Source organism: Variovorax sp. dw_954 (assembly GCF_018449755.1).
Taxonomy (GTDB): domain Bacteria; phylum Pseudomonadota; class Gammaproteobacteria; order Burkholderiales; family Burkholderiaceae_C; genus Variovorax.
Window position 1 is genome coordinate 278,100 of the sequence record NZ_JAAVVD010000006.1, and the last position, 22,348, is coordinate 300,447.

16 protein-coding genes are annotated in these 22,348 nt (G+C 65.3%); 4 read left to right on the top strand and 12 right to left on the bottom strand.

Translation table 11 applies throughout. From position 1 onward, the window contains the following. Positions 1–11 precede the first annotated feature (11 nt). From HB681_RS12760 to HB681_RS12775, 4 genes are all read right to left on the bottom strand, one after another. Entirely contained in the window at positions 12–1,268 is a 1,257-nt protein-coding gene (locus tag HB681_RS12760) for a hypothetical protein (protein ID WP_213955181.1), read from the bottom strand. Next, on the bottom strand, positions 1,265–3,664 hold the full coding sequence (locus tag HB681_RS12765) for a hypothetical protein (RefSeq protein WP_213955182.1): 2,400 nt from the start codon (positions 3,662–3,664) through the stop codon (positions 1,265–1,267). Before HB681_RS12765 ends, HB681_RS12760 begins: the two co-directional genes overlap by 4 nt. Positions 3,665–3,691: 27 nt before the next feature. Then, positions 3,692–4,900, bottom strand: a complete 1,209-nt coding sequence (locus HB681_RS12770; protein WP_213955183.1) for a hypothetical protein — start codon at positions 4,898–4,900, stop codon at positions 3,692–3,694. A gap of 595 nt (positions 4,901–5,495) precedes the next feature. Further along, positions 5,496–6,956: a cytochrome P450 gene (locus HB681_RS12775; RefSeq protein WP_213955184.1), complete on the bottom strand. Its 1,461-nt coding sequence runs from the start codon at positions 6,954–6,956 to the stop codon at positions 5,496–5,498. A 136-nt stretch (positions 6,957–7,092) separates the two neighbouring features. Between HB681_RS12775 and HB681_RS12780 the strand changes: the two genes are divergently transcribed. After that, positions 7,093–8,352 carry a glutamate carboxypeptidase gene (locus HB681_RS12780; RefSeq protein ID WP_213955185.1) on the top strand — a complete coding sequence of 420 codons (1,260 nt, stop codon included), beginning with the start codon at positions 7,093–7,095 and terminating at the stop codon, positions 8,350–8,352. A gap of 33 nt (positions 8,353–8,385) precedes the next feature. Here HB681_RS12780 and HB681_RS12785 read toward each other — a convergent pair whose 3' ends face one another. The 7 genes from HB681_RS12785 to HB681_RS12815 form a co-directional block, all read right to left on the bottom strand. After that, positions 8,386–9,327 (bottom strand): 2-hydroxyacid dehydrogenase, encoded by a 942-nt coding sequence (locus tag HB681_RS12785; protein WP_213955186.1) that lies wholly within the window; start codon positions 9,325–9,327, stop codon positions 8,386–8,388. A 23-nt stretch (positions 9,328–9,350) separates the two neighbouring features. Further along, the gene (locus tag HB681_RS12790) at positions 9,351–10,316 is read right to left on the bottom strand and encodes a tripartite tricarboxylate transporter substrate binding protein (RefSeq protein WP_256354284.1); all 966 of its coding nucleotides are present in this window, start codon (positions 10,314–10,316) and stop codon (positions 9,351–9,353) included. A gap of 16 nt (positions 10,317–10,332) precedes the next feature. After that, complete coding sequence (locus HB681_RS12795; protein WP_213955188.1) at positions 10,333–11,061, bottom strand: ribonuclease activity regulator RraA; 729 nt, start codon at positions 11,059–11,061, stop codon at positions 10,333–10,335. A gap of 178 nt (positions 11,062–11,239) precedes the next feature. Then, positions 11,240–12,322 carry a tripartite tricarboxylate transporter substrate binding protein gene (locus HB681_RS12800; RefSeq protein WP_213955189.1) on the bottom strand — a complete coding sequence of 361 codons (1,083 nt, stop codon included), beginning with the start codon at positions 12,320–12,322 and terminating at the stop codon, positions 11,240–11,242. 2 nt (positions 12,323–12,324) lie between these two features. Continuing rightward, entirely contained in the window at positions 12,325–13,341 is a 1,017-nt protein-coding gene (locus HB681_RS12805; protein ID WP_213955190.1) for a tripartite tricarboxylate transporter substrate binding protein, read from the bottom strand. A 29-nt stretch (positions 13,342–13,370) separates the two neighbouring features. Then, the gene (araD, locus tag HB681_RS12810; RefSeq protein ID WP_213955191.1) at positions 13,371–15,113 is read right to left on the bottom strand and encodes an L-arabinonate dehydratase; all 1,743 of its coding nucleotides are present in this window, start codon (positions 15,111–15,113) and stop codon (positions 13,371–13,373) included. 327 nt (positions 15,114–15,440) lie between these two features. Then, the gene (locus HB681_RS12815) at positions 15,441–16,472 is read right to left on the bottom strand and encodes a LacI family DNA-binding transcriptional regulator (RefSeq protein WP_213955192.1); all 1,032 of its coding nucleotides are present in this window, start codon (positions 16,470–16,472) and stop codon (positions 15,441–15,443) included. A gap of 98 nt (positions 16,473–16,570) precedes the next feature. Between HB681_RS12815 and HB681_RS12820 the strand changes: the two genes are divergently transcribed. Next, positions 16,571–17,005 (top strand): DUF1841 family protein, encoded by a 435-nt coding sequence (locus tag HB681_RS12820; protein ID WP_213955193.1) that lies wholly within the window; start codon positions 16,571–16,573, stop codon positions 17,003–17,005. 28 nt (positions 17,006–17,033) lie between these two features. Further along, the gene (locus tag HB681_RS12825; RefSeq protein ID WP_213955194.1) at positions 17,034–17,801 is read left to right on the top strand and encodes a class I SAM-dependent methyltransferase; all 768 of its coding nucleotides are present in this window, start codon (positions 17,034–17,036) and stop codon (positions 17,799–17,801) included. A gap of 249 nt (positions 17,802–18,050) precedes the next feature. On the opposite strand, the gene HB681_RS12830 is transcribed toward HB681_RS12825, so the two are convergent. Further along, positions 18,051–19,370: an NAD(P)/FAD-dependent oxidoreductase gene (locus HB681_RS12830; protein WP_213955195.1), complete on the bottom strand. Its 1,320-nt coding sequence runs from the start codon at positions 19,368–19,370 to the stop codon at positions 18,051–18,053. A 236-nt stretch (positions 19,371–19,606) separates the two neighbouring features. Between HB681_RS12830 and HB681_RS38720 the strand changes: the two genes are divergently transcribed. Beyond that, positions 19,607–22,222, top strand: a complete 2,616-nt coding sequence (locus HB681_RS38720) for an alpha/beta hydrolase fold domain-containing protein (protein WP_213955196.1) — start codon at positions 19,607–19,609, stop codon at positions 22,220–22,222. Positions 22,223–22,348: the final 126 nt, after the last annotated feature.

A 22,348-nucleotide genomic window follows, 5' to 3' on the forward strand; every position in this document is an offset into this window, starting at 1 on the left:
CAGACCATTTCCTAACGCGGCCAAGCTGCCCAATACTGTTCGGATTCGTTCGCCGTCTCAATCATTTTTACCTGAATTCGGCCATTCTTGTCATGCTGTTTAGCCAAACCCAAGGATCGTGTTTCCCCGAGCAATTGGGTGACGAACCGATACTGACCTTGCTGGGGGGTCCCGAAGCATCGCCAGGTCTGCGCCGCACCTTGCGGTCCAATTCGATTGGCGGGGATGGTGCTGAGTGGATTCTTGGAGGCAATATCCTTGTCAGCAGCAAGCGCCGCCCCGCTGCCATCCAGTATTTGCCAGTAACCCATTCCAATGCGTCGGAAACGCCACGTCGGGCCTGTTGCATGGCCAACCACAAAATTCGTACTGGCCGGGTCCCGAATCAAGGCGGTGAGGCTGTAGCGTGCGGTGTACAGGTAGTAACTGGTATTCTCCTCTATTGCGCAAGCATCGTAAAAATAGTCTCCGGATACGAGATGGTCAAATTCTTGTTGTGCAATATCCTGATCGTGAATCGATCGCGCTGAGGATATGGTTCGGGCAAGCTGCGGCATTGCGGAGGCTATATCAGCCAGCACTTTTTCTGAATCAGGATCGGGCCGTTGCGGCAAGGTGCTGGATAAATGAGCAACATCCACAATGATCGCTCTCCAGCGCCCCCAGATCTCCTCGATCTGCCCGGCCGTTTGTACCGGATCGGGACTGACAGGCAGGACGGCCGATTCGGGAAAGCGGGCGGCCGAATAGGATCGCGCCGCATTTGTTGCGCTCAGGGCAAAGGTCTCCATCGCATTGCGGAACGAGCCCGAGGGCACATTTCCTTGCAAGTCCACCACCGTGGTTGCCAAATTGCGGCGGACCCCATCCATCTTCTGTGTCCATAGCGCGAAGTCGAGCGGTTTGCCGCCCATACCAGCATCGTCGAGTTGCTGACACAGATTGGCGAGGGAGAGGAGGTCGGCATCCAAAGCTACCAGCTTTGCGGCGAGTGCCCTGGACCGTGCCCTTGTATCTCGCCACGCAGCGCCGCTGGCGTGCAAATTGGCGAAGCTACCGAATGTCCGCAACCGCGACGCCAATTGCATGTTGCCTTGGACTGCGTCAGAGTCGTTGCCGACCATGAACGCAAACTTCGCGATATCCTGCCAGGAGGCGCGTGGAACAGGTGCCATCTTCGGCTCGGGCGGAACTGTGCAAACCCCGGCCACGGCTTGCCAGGCGGCCAGCATGCCGAAAAGCGCGCCAACAATGCGCCCTGTCTTCATAGAAAAGCTTGACCGATAAGCCGCACGCGCAGCCCCACGATTTTCGGAGGCGACAGTGGTTGCGAGATGCCGATGGTCCAGTCGGAGAACGGCGGAAGCAGGACGTGCTTCAATTCCCGGGAGAGTTCTACTTTATCGCCTCGGTACTCGAATGGAAATGGTTGAAACCAACCAAAAAATCTTGCGTTGCGCGTGCTGTCGATACGGTCCTGACAGCTCTCACCGCTATAGAGAATCAGGGCTACATGCCCGGTCAGGGCCGGGGTAGTTTCCAGCCGTGCCTGAACCGACGTCAATCGTACGTGCGACAGGGTTGCCAATAACGGATGATTTGGCGAGAGCGGGAAAGTCACGGTGCCGCGCTCCAGCCTGGCCATCAATTCCGGATCGTCGATGAATATTTCGCGGTCAAAATCAACTTGTTTTATTCCGATCAATCGTGTGGCATCCGCGTGGTCAGTTTCCATCGCCGCGCAACGGGCCTCCATCAGGGCGGGATCGGAGAGCACTTCGGGTACGACGAAGGTCGTGGGCGTGTACGTTTCAAAGAAAGTTGCGCGCTGGAAACCATAGCAGGCTTCAAAGAATTCGCGTGCCGCGGCTTGCTGGCGCAACGTTATCTCTGCCTTGATCGTTTCTGCCAGCACGGTGCGCTCGGTGAGCGTGGCCTGCAGTTTTTCGAGTTCCGCCTGCTTGCCGATCTGCGCCAGGCGCTGCAAGACAAGTGTGCCCTGCGCTCGATCCACGGCATCGCCCGCAGCTTGATATTCCGAGAGCACACGACCCTGAATACAGACCTTCTCCATCAGCGTCTTGTATTTGATCGCCGCCTGCTTCACTGCGTCGGAGAACTCGCCGTCAATGATGAGTTGCAGGCCGTTGACGACGTCAACCTCAATGGCATCCCATGCTGCCTTGGCTTCGATCGGGTGGGGCTTGCCGGCGATGGCGCGGATCGCCTCGCCGACCAGACTGCTCATTTCCGCGGCCAGATCAGGAGATGTGAGGTTGTTCAATATCGCTGTGCCGGCCTTCTGGATCGCGCTCGTGGCGTCCAACAACTTCTTGATGCTGTTGGCGTGGTCTGCGCCGTTCTCCCACGCGAAAGTCACTGGCAAGGCAAAGAGATTGATGACGGTCATCAGATGGTCAAGCCCGCCGCCGGCAAACATTCCACCGTACTTCGTGTTCTTGACCGCATCGATGAGGCCGGTGACGCCTTTGATATCGCCGTGGGACCCGCCACCCGGAAGGGGCGGAACCCCCATCGCGATCGCACCGAGACTGGTCGCCAGATTGATCAAGGCGCCGACGACTTCGAAGGATGCTTTGACAATCTTGTCGATTTTGTCGAGTTCCAGGGCCAGGCCAAGCCGGATGCTCTGTAAATTGGCCTCGAATTTCTGATCGGCGATGTCGCGAGCGACCCGTTCCATTGCTGCTGCAATGGTCTTGCGTCGCAAGGCCAGTTCTATCACCTGGCCTTCAATCAGTTTGGCTTCCTGGCGATCACGGCCGATACCTGCCGAGACAAACTGATGCGCGATGTCTCCAATGGTGCCCGTCAAATCGAGGAACTTGATATCCAGGCCGGTCGCCCTTGCCAGCTCCTTGCGTGACCAGGCCAGTTGTCTGTAGCTGTCGGCGGTCCTGGGTGGTATCGGATGCACGAGATCGTCGCCTTGGGCCACAGGCAGGAGCGCTCGTACCGCCTCGGAAATGCGGCCGATCGGCGCGAGGTCGGCATGCAGGCCAGCGAACCGCGCAACCCACCCAAGCATCGCTTGAACCATTGCCACGCGTTCGTTGGACGGGGCGCCGAGTGCTCCGGCGCACAGATCGAACGATGTCGCGAGGGAACGATACAACGGTCGTCCCAGCCGCAGCAATCCTGCCGGCACTTCAGACCGGGAAATGGCGGAGGCATCATCCCGCCAATGGAACACGGTGTAGCAGGGACGCTCGGAATTCTCCTTCAATCGCTCAAGATCGTAGGGTTCGTGTTTCTTGTTCCGAACGGACACGACACGGAAGTCCCCCACTACGCTGCCCGTCAGGATGCGCACCGCACCAATCGGTCCTGCGCCGTCGTGGGCGAGCAAGATATGGCCGGTACCCGAACCCTCCACGACGATGCGCCTGGCAATAATGGAGAGCCTTTGCGGCGTATTGCCTATTTGCACGCGCATGCCATCGGACACAACCAGCGTATCGGTATAGATGTCTACCGATCGCGCATTGCCTGATTCCGCAATCACTTGGGCGAGATTGACGACCAGGCTCTGATGGATTCGATCTGTTCCCAGGTCAGACCCGTCAAGCGGGGTTGGCGCGGGCAACAGGAGGCCTGCCGCATCGAGTTTATTTGCAAGCGCAACGATATCACTCGAATTCACGGGCGGCTCCTTGGTTTTCGCAATTCTTCATGCGGCCAATTTCTTCATTGCTTCATCGAGATCGTTGGCGGCTACTGGCATCGCTACCGTGCGCAGATGTTCAGCCTTGGTCGCCACGGATGCCCAGCTCTTTTGAGCGGTTTTCAAGGTCGTCACGAAGTTGAACCAATCCTCGTCATTGCTCTGACTGCGGCCGGGGCCACTCAGCAGGTCGACGATGAAGCGTATGTCTTTGGCGATTGCACGCCAGCCCAGCCCGAGTGTTTCGATTTTTGGCAGAATATTTTCGATGCCCTTCGACGTCTTGGTGACCATTGATTTGCCGTTGTTGTAATAAGTCATGAAGCGTTCGGCGCGCCCGAGCTCCGTCGAGATCAATCCCGCCTCATTCAGTTTTGCATCGATCTTGGCGCGTGTCACAGCCAGATCGACCCCAACGCCGATGTTTACGCCCAGCAGAATGAACGGCCCGAAAAATGGAATTATTAGATAAAGTGGAGAGGTTCCAAGCGCGATCACTTCATCGCGCTCCTTCTTGCGCAGACCACTGATCTCGATTTGGAGATTTTCCACGTCTATCTTGAATTTCACGACGCGTGGGCTTTCCTTGCCGAACTCGCTTTCAAAGACTTCCTTTTTCGAGTCGAAGCCCGTCTTGCTGGCTTGCAGTTTCATCTTCAAGCCCAGAGGGCCGAGAATATCTTCACGCAGCTTTTCCGCCCGTGTCGCGCGCTTCTCTGCTTCCAGGATCAAATCTTCCAGGGCCAGCTTGAATCGCTTCTGGATCTGATCTGAATTGCCAGAGACTTGGCCGCCCTTCCATAACTTGATCAGGGCGTTGAACTTTTCCTGGAGCGCTTCGGGCGTATCGCCGACACCCGGCATGTCGAAGCGTCCCACCAGATCAGCCAGACGGGTATAGACAACGTCCGCTTTGGCCTGGTAATGAACGATATCGTCAGCGAGATTCAGTACCTCATCGGCGATCCGGAAGGTGAAATCATTGCTGAGAGCAACCAGGTCTTTGTAAAGTGCGACGGTATCGGCGAATGCAGGTGCGAACGCGTCCCCTGGCAACATCTGCAGGCCGCTGCGCATTTTCGCTTCGCTGTCGGGTGAATTCGTGATGGAACTTTTGAAAAAGCACGACAACACCACCCAATCCGTTGTCGAGATCAGCGAAATTCCGTCGTCTATTTCCGATTTCGAAGAAAACTTTTCATCAATCTTGGACATTTTTTATTCCGGGTTTTGATTCGTGGAGCAGCTCGCCACGAAAATTGCAGAGAAAAGCCTTGCCCGAACGGGCCAGTAGACGCAATCGCCGTTTCCGACGTCGAAGGAACGTGGAACAGGAGGCCCCGCGAATCATCCAGTTTCGCGGACCTCGGAGAGCAGGACCCGTCGCTTCATCCAACAAGATGGTTGGTGCGCCGAGATCCGCAAATTCGTCGTGGAGCGATGAAGGTGCCCCGACCTTTTCGGAAAGTTACCGGGCTCGCAGTTTCCGCACTCGCCAATTCTTGACTTTGGTGGTGACCCGGCTTTTCACGGTGAACGTTCTGTCGGTCATGAAGGGCCCAGGAAGTTCTGGTTGGTCTGGCGGCGTGCAGTATCCGCTCGGACCCTGTGCGACAGCTACCCACAAACTAGGTAGTTTCCCGAAATCGAGGTCGACCCAACACCAGGCTGTCCGGTCGGACGGCTTGATCTCCGCTGTCGAGGTGAGCCGTTCCGGCAGCACGCTGTCACGACCGCGTGCCGCCCTCCGCCGGACGACATTGCGGCCGCTGTGGCTTTGCCAGGCCCCGCGATCAGGGCAGCAAGAAATCTACGACGCGCATTCGCGCAGCCGCATGCGAAGCCCCACGGGCGTCATGGTGAAGGCGAGCAGCTCGCGCGCCGGCTGGCCGTCGGGGGTGTCGATTGCGGCGATGTCGAAGCGGCTCAGCAAGACGGCCATGGCCATCTTGATCTCGAGCAGCGCCAGGTAGCGCCCGGGGCAGATGCGCGGTCCGGCGCCGAAGGGCATCGATGTGCGCCGGGCACTGCTGGCCATCGCGCCCGGGCCGCCATCGGCCATCCACCGCTGGGGCTCGAAAGCGGCTGCGCGCGGCACGTGACCCTCGCTCACGCCGTCGCGCCGCATGAGATTGACCACCACCGTGCCGGCCGGCACTTGGATGTCACCGACGATCACGTCCTTCTTCGCCTGCAAGCCCAGGATGGGCGCCACCGGGCGCAGGCGCATCGTCTCGTGCGCGCAGGCCTCGACGAAATCGAGCTGGGCCATCTGCTCGAAGGTCGGCTGCGCCGTATCGCCGACCACGCGGCGCACTTCCGCGGTGGCGCGCGCCAGCGCATCGGGATGGCGCCACAGCAGGTCGATCATCCAGGCGATGGTGTTGGCGGTGGTGTCCTCGCCCGCCAGCAGCATCGTCATGACGTTGCCCGAGACCTGGGCGTCGGTGATGCCGCTGTCGGGCTCATCGGCGGCGGCGATCATGGCTTCGAGCAGGTTGCGCGGATGGGTGCGCAATGCGGGGTCGGCTTGCATCCTCACACGCGCCTGCGCGACGAAGCCGTCGACGGCTTCGTTGACCGCCACCACCCCGCGCGCAAGCTGGCGGTCCGCCTGGGTCGGGAACCAGCGCCAGGTCGGCAGCGGCGACAACATGCGCTTGAGCAACGCGGGGAAGATCTTGTCGAGATGCTGCTGGATCACGTCGCCATCGGTTTCGAGCGTGTTCACCTCGGCGCCGAAGGCCAGCCCGGCGATGGTGTCGACGGTGTAGCGCATGAGGTCGGCCTGCAGGTCGATCGCGCTGCCGTCGCGCGCGGCTTTTTGCCAGCGCCGCGCCAGCCGATCGGCCACGCCTTGCAGCGACGGAAAGTAGCCCTTGACATGCGCCGGGTCGAAGCCCGCCATGACCATGCGGCGCTGCCGCCGCCAGTCGTCGTCGTTGGCACCGAAGACACCGGGCTTCAGGCCCATTTCCTGGCCGACCTTCTCCAGCCGCGTGGTGCGCTTGAAGCCATCCGGCCGGTCCCGCAGCATCGCCGCCACGGCCTGGTGGTCGCCGACGATCAGGAGATAACTGCGGCCGACCTTCAGCTTGAAGAACGGGCCGAACTCCTTGCACCACTGCTCCAGTTGCTGATGCATGCGCGGCGGGTCGAGTTGCAGCAGGTTGCCCAGCAGCGGGATGCCGCGCGGGCCCGGCAGGTCGGCGATCTGGCGAGGCGCGGGCTGGGGTGGGGTGATGGGCTTGTCGAGGGTGGGCGAATCCATGGTCATGGTGCTATTGGGCCATTTTTGGGTGGCGGTCGCGAGACATGGTTTCCCCTCCTCCTGACAATGGATCGCCGGGACGCAGCCCGGTCGCGCTAACCTCGCGCGCCTGCCCAACAAATCATCCAGGAAAAACATGACCTGCCGAGTCCCAAAGCTACTCTCGTCCATCGCAATGGCCTGCGGCCTCGCCATTGCCGGGACGGCTGTTCAGGCGGCCCCCGACGCCAAATTGCTCGCCGCTGCCGAGAAGGCGCAGCCCGCCGTGATCGAGAACCTCAAGGAAATGGTGCTCGTCGAATCGGGCAGCCTCAACGCGGAAGGCCTCATGAAGATGGCCGACATCACCGACGGCCGCCTCAAGGCACTTGGCTTCACGACGAAACGCGTCAAGACCACTATCGGAACGCCGGCCGAGATCGTCGTCGGCGCCCTGAAGGGCACCGGCAAGCGCAAGTTCATGCTGCAGGCCCACATGGACACGGTGTATCCCGCCGGCATCCTCACCACGCAGGGCTACCGCGTCGACGGCAACCGCATCTACGGCCCCGGCATCGCCGACGACAAGGGCGGCATCGCGGTGATTCTGGCCTCCCTCAAGATACTGGTTGATGCGGGCTGGAAGGACTTCGACACGCTTACCGTGCTGTTCAACACCGACGAGGAAGTCGGCTCCAACGCCTCCGGCGAACTGATCGCCACCACGGCCGAGTCGCAGGACTATGTGCTGTCGTTCGAACCCACCGCGGCCAAGTCGGTGGCCAAGGGCGAGGCGCTGCTGCTCGGCGCCGCCGGCATCGCGCAGGCCACGATGGACGTCAAGGGCCGCGCCGCACATGCCGGCGCCGCGCCGGAACTCGGCCGCAACGCGCTGTATGAACTCTCCTACCAGTTGCTGCAGACCAAGGACTTGGCCAAGGACATTCCCGGCATCACGCTGAACTGGACCGTGGCCCGCGCCACCGGCCCGAGCAACCAGATCACCGAGAAGGCGCAGGCCATCGGCGACATCCGCATCACGCAGCCCGGCGCCGAGAAGAAGCTCGACGCCGCGCTGCAGGCCAAGATCGCCGCCGGCAAGCTGATCCCGGACACCGAGACCACCGTCCAGGTCGTGACCACCCGACCGGCTTTCCTGGCCGGCGACAAGGGCCTGGCGGTGGCGAAGAAGGCGCAGGACATCTACAAGGAAATCGACCGCGAACTCGCGCTTGCGCCGATGACCGGCGGTGGCACCGATGCGGGCTTCGCAGGGCGTTCAGGCAAGCCGGCCGTGGTCGAGAGCTTCGGCCTGGCCGGCTTCGGCTACCACGCGAGGGACGAGTTCATCGAGGTGGATTCGATCGTTCCGCGCCTGTATCTCTCGACGCGGCTGTTGACCGAACTGGCGAAGTAAGGACTCCAGCGCGAGCGAGCCGAGCCGAGCCGCTCAGGCCGCGGCGCTCACCATCGGCTGCCCCGCCAGCGCAGCCTCCAGGTTCTCCTCCATCCGTCGAGCCATCGCCTCGCGCGTCTCGTTCGTGTTGCTCGCCAAATGCGGCAGCAGCACCACGTTGTCGAGTTCGAAGAAGGCCGGCGGCACGTTGGGCTCGTCCTCGAACACATCGAGCCCGGCGCCAGCAATGCGCCTGTGCTGCAGGGCCTCGATCAATGCCTTCTCGTCGACCACGCTGCCGCGCGAGATGTTGACGAGGTACCCATCGGGCCCGAGCGCGTCGAGGATCTCGCGCGAGACCAGGCCGCGCGTCTCCGGCCCGCCGGCGCTGGCGATCACGAGGAAGTCGGCCCATTCGGCCAGGCTCCTGAGCGTCGGCTCGTAGCCATGTTCGGTGTCCGTCAACGGCCGCCGGTTGTGGTACCTCACCTCCATGTCGAAGCCCGATGCGCGCCGCGCAATCACGCGTCCGATGCGCCCCATGCCGAGGATGCCGAGCTTCTTGCCCGACACCTTCGTCGCGAGCGGGAACGGTCCCTTCTGCCATTCGCCACGCCGCACGAAGCGGTCGGATGCGCTGATGCGCCGCGCCACGTCCATCACCAGCACGAAGGCGGTGTCGGCCACGCAATCGTTCAGCACGTCGGGCGTGTAGCCGACCGGGATGCCGCGCTCACGAGCCGCGTCGAGGTCGAGGGTCTCGAGGCCGACGCCGAAGCTGGAGATCACCTGGAGATTCGGCATGGAAGCGATCAGCGCAGCATCGGCGCCGAAACGGGCCGAGGTGACGAGCGCGGTGAACTCGCCGCCGTGCGCAGCGAGGAAGGCCTTGGCGTCGGCCTCCTGCCACAAGGGGTGGAGGTCATAGCGCTCGGCCAGCCGTTTCTCGAGCGCCGGCAGCAGCCGGCCGTGTTGCAGCACGCGGGTCTTGGGCATGGTTGGTTTCTCGTCTTCAGTTTTCATTCGGGCTGGATGCCGGCGTCCTTCGCGACCTTGGCCCACTTGACCATCTCGCTCGCGATGAAGGTGGCGAACTGCTGCGGCGTGCCGCTGCCAGGCTCGATGCCGTTGTCGATCAGCGTCTTGCGCACGTCCGGCAAGGTCAGGATGCGATCGACTTCGGCGTTGAGCTTGTCGACCGTGGCCTTCGGCGTGCCGGCAGGCGCGAGCAAGCCGCCCCAGGTGCTGGTCTCGTAGCCGGGTACGCCGGCCTCCTGCATCGTCGGCACGTCAGGCAGCACGCTGGAACGCTTGGCCGTGGTCACTGCCAGCGCGCGCAGGCGGCCTGCCTTGATCTGCACGTTGGCCGCGGCCACGGTGTCGAACATCAGCGAGGTGCGCCCGCTGATCAGGTCGGGGTGCGCCAGCGTGCTGCCCTTGTACGGGATGTGCGTGATGTCCAGGCCCGTCATGCTCTTGAACAGCTCGCCCGAGAAATGCGGCGCGCCGCCGGTGCCGCTCGACGCGAAGCTGAGCTTGCCGGGATTGGCCTTGCCGTAGGCGATGAGTTCCTTCACCGTCTTCACCGGCAGCGTCGGCGACACGATCAGCACCAGCGGCACCACGTGCGTGAGCGCGACCGGCTCGAAGCTCTTGAGGGTGTCGTAAGGCAGCTTCTTCACCATGCTTGGATTGATCGAGTGGCTGCTCGCCACCAGCGCCAGCGTGTGGCCGTCAGGCGGGCTCTTGGCGACGAATTCGGTGCCGATGATGCCGGTGGCGCCGGCGCGGTTGTCGATGACGACCGGCTGGCCCCAAGCTTCCGTGAGCTTCTGGCCGATGAGGCGCGCCGCAAGGTCGATGGCGCCGCCGGGCGATGCGGGCACGACGATGGTGATCGACTTGCCGGGATAGCTCTGGGCCATGGCGGGCATGGCGCCGGCAAGGGCGAGCGCCGCTGCGGCGGCGAAGGTCCTGCGTTGCATGAGCGTCTTCATGTGTTCAGATGCCCTTGGCCTTCCGCCACACCTCGAAGGCCGCCTTGGTGTCCGCGTTCGGCGGATAGGTGCCGGCCAGCTTCGCACCCCCCTCGATGCGTTCGAGCACGAAGGCTTCCATCTTTTCCTGTTCGGTCGCGTCGCGCGCCACTTCTTCGGCCAGGTGCTGCGGGATCACGACCACGCCCTCGTCGTCGCCGACGATCACATCGCCCGGATACACCGCCACGCCGCCGCAGCCGATCGGCACGTTGAGGTCGATCGCATGGTGGTGGATCAGGTTCAGCGGCGCGCTGCCGCCTGCGCAGTACACGGGAAAGTCCATCTGCGAGATCGGCCCGCTGTCGCGCACCGGGCCATCGGACACCAGCCCCGCCGCACCGCGCACCTTGAGCCGCGTCGTGAGGATCTGGCCGCCCGAAGCCACGCGCTTCTCGCCGCGACAGTCGATCACCAGCACGTGGCCCTCGGGCACGCTCTCGATGCCCTTGCGCTGCGGATGGTTCGGGTCATCGAAGGCGCTGATCTGGTCGAGGTCTTCGCGCGCCGGGATGTTGCGCATCGTGAAGGCCGGGCCGACCAGGTTGCCGCCGCTGGGCCGGGTCAGGCGGCCGACGCCTTGCAGATAGACATTGCGAAAGCCGCGCTTGAAGAGTTGCGTGCACAGCGTGGCGACGCTGACGTGGCGCAGTTGCTCGCGGGCCGTGACGGACAAGGGGGGCGAAGAGGTCATGGTGTCTCGATGTAGTTCAGGGATTGGGAAAGTGCTGCGCGCCACCGGGACGCACGAAACAACAGCTGCAAGCAAAGCGAAGCACGTTCGGGAGCGCCCGCGGAACCGGCTTTGCCGGGCCGCCGGGTGCGCCCCCTCGAGGGGGAGGCGCCGCAGGCGCGTTCGGGGGTGGGCTTCACTAATCGGCCCTGGCGCCGCTCTTGCGCACGAGCTCGCTCCAGCGCGGGATCTCCTTCTGCATCAGCGCGGCGAGTTGCGCCGGGGAGCCGGCCACCACCTCCATGCCGAGCTGGTTGCTGAGCTTGTCCTTTACCTCGGGCGTCAGCAGGATCTTGTTGATCTCGGCCGAGAGGCGTTGCGCGATGGGCGCGGGCAGCCCCTTCGGCGCATAGACGGCCTGCCACGAGGCCATCTCGAAGCCCTTCACGCCGGCCTCCTGCATGGTCGGCAACTCAGGCGCCAGCGCCATGCGTTTGGCGGAGGTCACGGCCAGCAGCTTGAGCTTGCCGCCCTGCACCAGCGGCAGCGCGGCCGTGATCTGGTCGAACATGAACGTGACCTGCCCCGAGGACACATCGAGCATCGCCGGTGGCGTGCCCTTGTAGGGGATGTGAGTGAGCTTCACGCCGATCATGTCGCCCAGCATCTCGCCGGCCAGGTGGGTCGACGTGCCCGCGCCGGACGATGCGAAGGTGCGCCTGGACGGGTCCTTCTTCAGCAGCGCGATGAGCTCGGCCACCGAGTTCACGCCGAGGTTCGGATCGACGATCAGCACGTTCGGCAGGAAGGCCACGAGCGAGATCGGATCGAAGTCCTTCACCGGGTCGTAGGGCAGGCTCTTGTAGAGGCTGGCGTTGATGGCGTGCGTGCTGATGGTGCCGCCGAACAGCGTGTAGCCGTCCGGCTTGGCCTTGGCCACGAAGGCCGCGCCGACCGCGCCCGCGGCGCCCGGCCTGTTGTCGACGATGACCGGCTGGCCCAGCGCCTCGCCGAGCTTCTGCGCGATGACGCGGCCGATCACGTCGGTCGAGCCGCCGGGCGTGAAGGGCACGACGTAGGTGATGGGGCGCGAGGGCCACTTGTCCGCGGTTTGCGCGACCGAGAGGAGGGGCACGGGCAGGAAGAGCGCCACGACGGCAGACAGCGCGGCGCGGCGAATGCCCGACGCACCGGTGAAGCGCCTTGGACGTGCCACCGGTGTAGCCGCCGACGAGAAAGCTGGCGCAGCAACGCCACGTGCGGAGAGCTTGAAGCAGCGCATGCTCATTCCACCTTGACGCCACGCGCCGTGATCACTTGCCCGTAGCGCGCCTTGTCGCTCTCGATGGTCTTCTGCAACTCGGCCGGCGTGGTGCCGCGCGGCGTGGCGCCCTGCGCGATCAATGCCTTGCGCATGTCCTCGGTGCCGATGATTTCCTTCACGTCGGCGGCGATCTTGTCGATCAGCGCCGGCGGCGTGCCGGCAGGCGCCAGCAGCGCGACCCAGGAGCCTGACTCGGCGTTCGGCACGCCCTGCTCCGCCAGCGTCGGCACGTCGGGCATGGCCGGCGAGCGTTGCGGGCTTGTCACGGCCAGCGCGCGCAGCTTGCCGGTCTTCACGTAGCCCGAGGTCTCGAGGATGGAGGCGAACAGCATGTCGACGTGCCCGGCCATCAGGTCGGCCATGGCCGGCCCGCCACCCTTGTAGGGCACGTGAACGAGCTTGACGCCCGCGGCCTGCTGGAAGATTTCTGCGGTGAGGTGAGGCGAGCCTCCGCTGCCGGAACTGGCAAATGTGTACTTGTCCGGCGTGGCCTTGGCGAGCGCGATGAACTCCTTCGGGGTTTTCGCCGGGATCGATGGATTGATGACCCACGCGAAGGGCAGGTCCGCGAACAGCGACACGGGCGCGAAGGCCTTGTCGGGGTCGTACCGCATCTTGTAGAGCGACGGGTTGATCGACTGCGTGCCCACGTTGCCGATCAGGAAGGTGTAGCCGTCCGGCGTTGCCTTGGCCACCATGTCCATGCCGACGATGCCGCCCGCGCCGGTGCGGTTGTCCACCACCACCGACTGGCCCCACTTCTTGCCGAGCCGCACGGCCAGCAAGCGCGCCGCGATGTCGGTGCCGCCGCCGGGTGCGAAGGGTACGACGAAGGTGACCGGCCGCGAGGGCCAGCCTTCGGGCACCTGCGCGCCGGCGGCGACGGGCGCGAAGGGCAATGCGGCGAGTGCGATCCGCGCGGCGAATCGACCGAGCGCCAGGCTGGGTCGAGGGCGCGCCTTGTGAGTTGTCTCCATGCTGTTCTTTTCCTTGTGGACGGTTGGGTTCAGTGGATTTCCGGATCGCGCGTGCCGGCGGCCTCTGCGTAGTCCGGCGCGAGGAAGTCGAAGTCGCAGCCGGTGTCGGCCTGCTGCACATGCTTGAGGAACATGACGCCATAGCCGCGGCCGAACTTGGGAACGGGCTTCTGCCATTCGGCGCGGCGCTTCGCGAGTTCTTCGTCGCTGACGTTCATGTCGATGCGGCGCGCGTCCACGTCCAGCGTGACCAGGTCGCCGTCACGCACCAGCGCCAGCGGCCCGCCGACGTGCGATTCGGGCGTGACGTGCAGCACGCAGGCGCCATAGCTGGTGCCGCTCATGCGCGCGTCGCTGATGCGGACCATGTCGCGCACCCCTGCCTTGAGCAGCTTCTGCGGGATCGGCAACTGGCCCCATTCGGGCATGCCGGGCGCGCCCTGCGGGCCGGCGCTCTGGAGCACGATCACGCTGTCCTTGGTGACATCGAGTTCGGGGGAGTCGATGCGCGCCGCCAGGTCGTCGTAGTTCCTGAACACGATCGCGGGGCCGGTGTGGCGGCGCAAGTGCTGTTCCATCGCGGCCGGCTTGATGACCGCGCCATCGGGCGCAAGATTGCCGCGCAACACCGCCAGGCCGCCGCTTTCAAGCAAGGCCTCGTTGCGCGACCGGATCACGTCGGCGTTGTAGACCTCGGCGCCGGCGATGTTCTCGCCGAGCGTCTTGCCGGTGCAGGTCATCTGGGTGCCGTCGATGAGGTTGCCCATCTCCGTCAGGAAGGCGCGCAGGCCGCCCGCGTAGTAGAAGTCCTCCATCAGGTACTTGCCGCCCGGCCGCAGGTTGGCGATGACCGGCGTGCCGCGCGCGAGTTCATCGAAGCGGGCCAGGTCGAGCGGCACGCTGGCACGCCGCGCCATCGCGATCAGGTGGACGATGGCATTGGTCGAGCCGCCCAGGCCCAGCACGGCGGTCACGGCGTTGTCGAAGGAGGCGGGCGTGAGGAAGTCCAGCGGCTTCAGGTCTTCCCACACCATCTCGACGATGCGCCTGCCGGTGTGCGTGGCCATCATCGCGTGGCGCGAATCCGCGGCGGGAATGGATGACGCACCGGGCAGCGTGAGGCCCAGCACCTCCGCCGCGCTGGTCATCGTGCTCGCAGTGCCCATGGTCATGCAGGTGCCGGGCGAGCGGGCGATGCCGTCTTCCACGTCCTGCCAGTCCTGCTCGCTGATGTTGCCCGCGCGCAGTTCGGCCCAGTACTTCCAGGTGTCGGAACCGGAGCCGAGGAAGGTGCCCTTGTAGTCGCCGCGCAGCATCGGACCGGCGGGCACGAAGATGGTCGGCAGGTTCATCGCCAGCGCGCCCATCACGAGGCCCGGCGTGGTCTTGTCGCAACCGCCCATGAGCACGCAGCCGTCGGCCGGGTAGGAGCGCAGCAGTTCTTCCGCCTCCATCGCGAGCATGTTGCGGTAGAGCATGGTGGTCGGCTTCTGGAAGGCTTCGCCCAGGCTCATCGCGGGGATCTCGACGGGGAAGCCGCCCGCCTGCCAGACGCCGCGCTTGACCTCCTCCACCCGCTGCTTGAAGTGCGTGTGGCAGGAGTTCATGTCGCTCCAGGTGTTGAGGATCGCGATGACCGGCTTGCCGAGGTAGTCGTCGCGGCTCAGGCCCATCTGCGCCGTGCGCGAGCGATGGCCGAAGCTGCGCAGATCTTTCACGCCATACCAGCGGTGCGAGCGGAGGTCTTCGGGCTTCTTGCGTGGGGTGGTCATGATCTTGTCTCGAAATTGCGTCTTTAATGTTAGCGCTGTCATTCGATCATAAGCAGGTCCGCTGGTCGGCGTCAATCGGAAAATCAAGGGAATCCGGAAGCGGGCACGACGGTCCCCGATGGCACCGCCCTCGGCCCGTCTCAGACCATGGGCAAGCGGCGCGATGCTTGTTCGTGGACACCCGCGGAACCGGCCTTGCCGCTCCGCTCGGTGCACTCCTTCCAGCGGCTCAGGGCCGCGGCGACGAGGCTGCACAGGCCCGCAAGAGCAGTTGCCTGTGTGGCGGCCGGCCGGGTGCCGCAGGCACATGCGTGGGCCGGGCCTGTTTCAGGCGCTCAGGCGCTCGATCAGGGAGAAGCCCAGGTCGACGACCTTTTGCTCTACCTCGCGGCCTTCTGCCCGCTCGACGATGAAGCGCGCCGCCTGCCGGCCGATACCCGTGCCATCGATGCGCACCGTCGTGATGGCCGGATGCGCATGCTGCGCGAAGCCCAGGTCGCCGAAGCCGATCACGCCCATGTCGCCCGGCACCCGCATGCCGCGCGCCTGCGCCTCGGTGATCACGCCGTGCGCCAGCACGTCGGAGCTGCAGGCCACGGCATCGATGTCCGCGCCAGCCGCCAGCAACGCGGACAAGGCCTCGCGGCCACTGCCCAGCGTGGTCGGCGCCGGCACTTCGCGCACCGGCGCCGCATTGCCGCCCAGCATCCGCCACGCCTGCTCGAAGCCGTGGCGGCGCAGGGCCGCACGCTGGTCGTCGCCAGTGACGATCACCGGCTTGCGATAGCCCTTGCGATGCAGGTATTGCGCCATGGCCGCCCCGGCCTTCTCGTGCGAGAAGCCGACCAGCATGTCGATCGGCGTCGGCGTCAGGTCCCAGGTCTCCACCACGGGAATGCCCGAGGCCAGCAGCCGTCGCCGGCCATCGACGGAGCGCATGATCCCGGTCAGCACGATGCCGTCCGGCCGGCGCCCGACGATGGCGTCGATCAGCGCGTCCTCTCGCGCGTTGTTGTAGCCGGCCTGGCCGAGCATGAGCTGGTAGCCCTTGTCGGCCAACGCTTCGGTCAGCGCCTGGATGGTCTCGAGGAACACCGGCCCGGCAATGGTCGGCACCAGCGCCGCCACGAGGCGGCTGCGATTCGACGCGAGGCCGCCCGCCAGCAGGTTCGGCACGTAGCCCGTGCGCTCGACCGCAAGGCGCACCTTCTCGCGCGTCTCCGGCGACACCAGGGCCGGCGTGTTCAGCGCGCGCGACACGGTGATGGCGGACACCCCCGCCAGCTTGGACACGTCGCTCAGGGTGATACCGCCGCTGCCGCGTCGCGAGGCTCGTCCGGACAGGTTCCGCTGGGTCAAGAAGGAGGCTCCGATGATTGCGCTAACGTCCGCACCGGACGCCGCTGCGGATTATGGATGAAAGCGGTCGCCCTGCGCCCCGGTGATACGCTGGGCGCATGTTCAATCCTTCCCCCGAAGACGTTCGCCGCTTCTTCTGCGGCGTCTACGCCAAGAGCCGCCAGGGCCTGCCGCTGGAGGCCCTCGAAACCATCGCCGCCGGCTGGATCGACCAGCACCCCGAGTACCACGCCGACCTGGCCGACGCAGACGCCGCCGTCGTGCGCGTGTACGACGGCAAGGACGGCCGCGAGAACCCGTTCCTGCACCTGTCGATGCACCTGTCGATCAGCGAGCAATGCTCCATCGACCAGCCGCGCGGCATCCGCCAGGCGGTCGAGTTGCTTGCCGCGCGGCGCGACTCATTGCTCGAGGCGCACCATGAAGCGATGGAATGCCTGGGCCGCATGATGTGGGAGGCCCAGCGCGCGGGCCGGCCGCCCGACGGCGAGGCCTACATCGCCTGCGTCCAGCGGCACGCCACCAAGGACTGACGCGCCGGGCGTTTGCCTATGATGGTGCATGAACGACACCACAAGAACCACAACCAGAGACGCCGTGCAGTCACCGCACACCCCCTTGCCCGAGTACTACCGCGACGAGGCTGATCACCAGCGCTACCTGCGCCGCATCTTCGACGAGACGGCGAGCGACTACGACCGCATCGAGCGCGTGCTGGCGCTGGGCACCGGCGCCCGCTATCGCCGGATGGCGCTGCAGCGCGCGGGGCTGCGTGCAGGCGACAAGGTGATCGATGTCGGCATCGGAACCGGCCTGGTGGCGCGGGAGGCGCTCGGGTTGATCGGCTCCTCGGGCAGCCTCGTCGGCGTCGACCCGAGCCCGGGCATGCTGGGCCAGGTCAGCCTGCCCGGCGTGCAACTCAAGGTCGGGCGGGCCGAGCAACTGCCCTGCGCCGACAACGAGGCCGACTTCCTCAGCATGGGCTATGCGCTGCGCCACGTGTCCGACGTCGGCCAGACCTTTGCCGAGTTTTACCGGGTGCTGCGCCCGGGTGGACGCCTCGTCATCCTGGAGATCAGCCGTCCCGAGAGCGCCCTCGGCAATACCCTGCTCAAGGCCTACATGCGCACGCTGGTGCCGGTCATTGCCCGCGTCGTCGCGCGCCAACGCGGCACCTCAGAACTGTGGCGCTACTACTGGGACACGATCGAAGCCTGCATCGCGCCGGCCCAGGTCGTGGCAGCGTTGCAGGCGGCCGGCTTCGAGACGGTGGCGCGGCACAAGGAAGTCGGGATCTTTTCCGAGTACACGGCGGTCAAGCCGGGTTGATCCAGGGCTGCTGAGGTCGCTGCTACGCCGGTCTGCGGAAGCCTTCATTTCACGTGCGGGGCGCGTGCCGAGGACACCGGGTATTCCCCTCCGCGAATGTCCCCCGCCGCCAGCCTTCGGCTGCCGGCTCCTCCTTTATTTCGCTGCGGGGAACACCCGATGCCCTCGGCACGGGATATGCCGCGTTGTGCCGGTCAGATCGACCGCCGGACGACTGGGTCACGTCGGCGGCGTGATCGCGGCACCGCCCTACTTCAGGATCGTCTCACCCCGCAATTGCCCCATGTCCCGGACATTGAACCGATGCCGCTTCCACCCCGCATAGGTGCGGCGCCAGTTCAGCAGCGAGACGAAGTAATACACCACCTTGAACATCCAAAGCGAGCGCCGGTAGTACCAGCCCTGGTGGATGTCGGCCGCCAGCAGCGACATCAGCCCCTGCTTCACGTTGAAGATGTTCTGCGGGTGCATGAACATGTCGCGGATCGTCGGGTTGGTCACGCGATAGATGAACCACGAATAGTCGCGCGGCCCCACGCGCAGGCGCGTCTCCATCTCCTGCCGCGCCGCCGGCAGTTCGGCCGGCCGGTCGAGCGCGGTCTGCACGAGCTTCGCGCCGTCGAAGGCGCTCTGCATCGCCAGGAACACGCCGGACGAGAACATCGGGTCGATGAAGGTGAAGGCATCGCCCAGCATGAGGTAGCGCTCGCCGGTGGCATGCGTGCTCGAATAGGCGAAGTTGCCGGTGGCATGGACCTTGTCGTCAACGAGCGTCGCGTCCTTCAGGCGGTCGTTGAGTTCGGGGCACATCGCGATGGTGTCGAAGAAGTAGTCCTTCAACGGCTTGTCGCGTGCCTTCAGGTAGTAGGCCCAGCACACCGCGCCGACGCTGGTCGTGCCGTCGGCCAGCGGAATGAACCAGAACCAGCCGTGCTCGAACCAGCAGATGCTGATGTTGCCCTCGCGCTTGCCCTCCAGCCGCCGGGCGTTGCGGAAGTGGCCGAACAGCGCGGTGCTGTTGTGCTTCGGGTTCTTCTGCTTGCACTTGAACTTGTTGGCCAGGACCGTGTCGCGGCCGCTGGCATCGACGACGAAGCGGGTGCGCCAGGTGCGCCGCGCACCATCGTCGAGTTCCGCCTGGACCGTGGCGCCGGTGCTGTCGAAATCGATCTCGCGCACGCGCGCACCTTCCATGGCCACCGCGCCCACTTTCGCGGCATTGCGAAACAGCAACTCGTCCAACTCGGACCGGCGCACCTGCCAGGCCGAGTCCTTCGACGGATCCCAGCCTTCGGAAAAATCGACATAGCTGCAGTAGTCGAGGTCCGGCGGCACGAACTCGATGCCGAACTTGGGCATGCCGATCTTCTCGACCTGCTCGCGCACGCCGAGCTTGTCGAACAATTCCACATTGCCGGGCAGCAGCGATTCACCGATGTGGAAGCGGGGGTGGTGTTCCTTCTCGAGCAGAACCACGCGGCGGCCTTCGCGCGCGAGAAGTGCGGCAATGGTCGATCCGGCCGGGCCTCCGCCGACGACGAGCACATCGCATTCCTGAACAGCATCCATAGCGGACTTCTCCTGGGATTGAGCAAATTATTTGTACTCATTGTGCCGTCGCAGGACTGGCGATTCCAGGCGGGTGCTTCCCTCGCAGGTCGCGATCCGCAAACCGAATCGCGCAAGAAAGCAAGTGCACAACGCACATGGCGCGTGGTGGCCGCAAGTTGTAAGCTGAAAAGTCGGGCCGTCCTCAGGAACACCCTGGTGAAGTCTGCCTGACACATCAACCTGGAGATACCGCCATGGTGGAGACAAGGAACGACGACACCGCGCCCCCGGCCGGCAATGCCAAGGTCGATGTCGACGTGGTGGTGGTGGGCGCCGGCTTCTCCGGCCTCTACATGCTGCACAAGTTGCGGCAACTGGGCTTCACCACCCGTGTGCTGGAGGCGGCCGGCGATGTGGGCGGCACCTGGTACTGGAACCGCTACCCCGGCGCACGCTGCGACATCCCGACCACCGACTACACCTTCGGCTTCGACCCCGAACTGGAAAAAGCCTGGACCTGGTCGGAGAAGTACGCCACCCAGCCGGAGATCCTGCGCTATGCCCAGTTCGTGGCCGAGCGCTACGACCTGCGGCGCGACATCGACTTCCACACCCGCGTGGTCGCGGCCCGCTGGGACGAGGCGGCCGGCCGCTGGCATCTGCGCACCGACACGGGCCAGGACATCAGCTGCCAGTTCTACGTGATGGCCAGTGGCTGCCTGTCGCTGCCGAAGACGCCCGACATCCCCGGCGCCGATCGCTTCAAGGGCGAGATCTACTTCACCGGCCGCTGGCCGCACGAGGGCGTGGACTTCACCGGCAAGCGGGTCGCGGTGATCGGCACGGGCTCGTCGGGCATCCAGTCGATCCCGCACATCGCCCGCCAGGCCAGCCAGCTGACCGTGTTCCAGCGCACGCCCAACTTCTCGATCCCGGCCGGCAACGGCCCGGTGCGGCCCGAACGGCTCGCACCGCTCCAGGCCGACCGCGACGCCTACCGCCGCGAGGCGAAGTGGTCGCGCGCCGGCGTACCGAACGAGCGGACCCAGATCTACGGCCGCTACAGCCCGCCGGAGGTGCACCGCCAGCGCTTCGATGCCGCCTGGCAATCGGGCGAGCTGATTCCGATCCTGAGCGTATTCGCCGACCAGATCCTGTTTCGCGATGCCAATGCCATCGTGGCCGGCCTGGTGCACGAGAAGATCCGCGGCGTCGTGCAAGACCCGAAGGTCGCCGACCTGCTCTGCCCCGCGGACCACCCTTTCGGCACCAAACGTCCGTGCCTGGACACCGGCTACTACGCCACCTTCAACCTGCCCCATGTGCGGCTGGTCGACCTGCGCCGCCAGCCCATCCAGACCATCACCGAAGCCGGCATCGACCTCGCCGACGAGACGATGGCCTTCGACGCGATCGTCTATGCCACCGGCTTCGACGCCATGACCGGCGCCATCGTCTCGGTCGACATCACCGGCCGCGACGGCGTCACGCTGAAGCGCAAGTGGGCGAACGGCCCGCGCACCTACCTCGGGCTGATGACCGCGGGCTTTCCCAACCTGTTCACCATCACCGGGCCGGGCAGCCCGTCGGTGCTGTCGAACATGATGGTCTCGATCGAGCAGCATGTGGACTGGATCGCCGACTGCCTTGCCCGCCTGCGCGCGGACGGCCTGGGCACCATCGAGCCGACCGAGGCCGCCGAGGCCGGCTGGGTGCAGCACGTCGACGATTGCGCCAACATCACGCTCTACCCGACCGCCGATTCCTGGTACATGGGCGCCAACGTGCCCGGCAAGCCGCGCGGCTTCCTGCCCTATGTCGGCGGCGTCGACGCCTACCGCGGCGCCTGCGACGAGGTGGTGGCGCGCGACTGGCTGGGCTTCCGGCGCACCGGCCCGCAAGACACGCGCTGCACGGACGGCCTGGTCCGGCGCCTGCAGCCCGACGTGGGGATGGTGCTGCAGATGATGGCAACCCTGAACCTGCCCACCTTCGATTCGCTGCTCGTCGAGCAGGCGCGCGCATTGCTGGCGCAGTTGTCGGCGGCGCGTCCGCCCGGCCCGACGATCGGCGAAACCGTCGACGGCGCCTTGCTCGGGGCGGCCGGCCCGTTGGCGTACCGCCTGTACCGGCCGGACAGCCCCGGCCCGCATCCCGTGGTCGTCTACTTCCATGGCGGCGGCTGGGTGCTGGGCAGCCACGATTCCGACGATCCCTTGTGCCGCGACCTGTGCCAACGCTCCGACGCGCTGATCATCTCGGTGAACTATCGGCACGCACCGGAGGCGCGCTTCCCCGCCGCGGCCGATGACGGCCTCGCAGCCGTGCGCTGGATCGGGGATCACGCAGTCGAACTGGGCGGCATTCCGGGCGAACTTGCGGTGGCCGGCTGGAGCGCCGGCGCCAACGTCGCAGCGGTGACTTGCCAGCAGGTGCGCGACCACGGCGGGCCGGCAATCTCGGGCCAACTGCTGCTGACGCCGGTGACCGACTGCGACATGGGCACCCCGTCCTATGTCGAGAACGCCGAGGGTTACGTGCTGACCGCGCCGTTGATGAAGTGGTTCTGGGACCACTACGCCGACCCCGCCGATCGCACGCATCCCAAGGCGTCGCCGCTGCGCGCTGCCGACCTGTCGAACCTGCCGCCCGCGTTCGTGGTCACCTGCGAGTTCGATCCGCTGCGCGACGAAGGCATCGCCTACGCCAAGGCGCTGGCCGCCGCGGGAACGCCCGCACGCTGGATCACCGCACGCGGCCACACCCACACCTCACTGACGATGATCGACGTGGTGGTCTCGGGCGAGCGCGTGCGCAGCGAGATGGCCGAGGCGCTGCGCGGCTTCTTCAAGGTGGCGGAGCCGGCCTGACAAGACCGCGGCACGCGGGCCGGACGATCAGCCCGCGCGTCCCTCCATGTCGCCCTGCGTCGGCCGTGTAGGCGCGGTTCTACCGGGCGAAAGCACCCCGTCTGATCGCCTGCGGCACACGCGTTG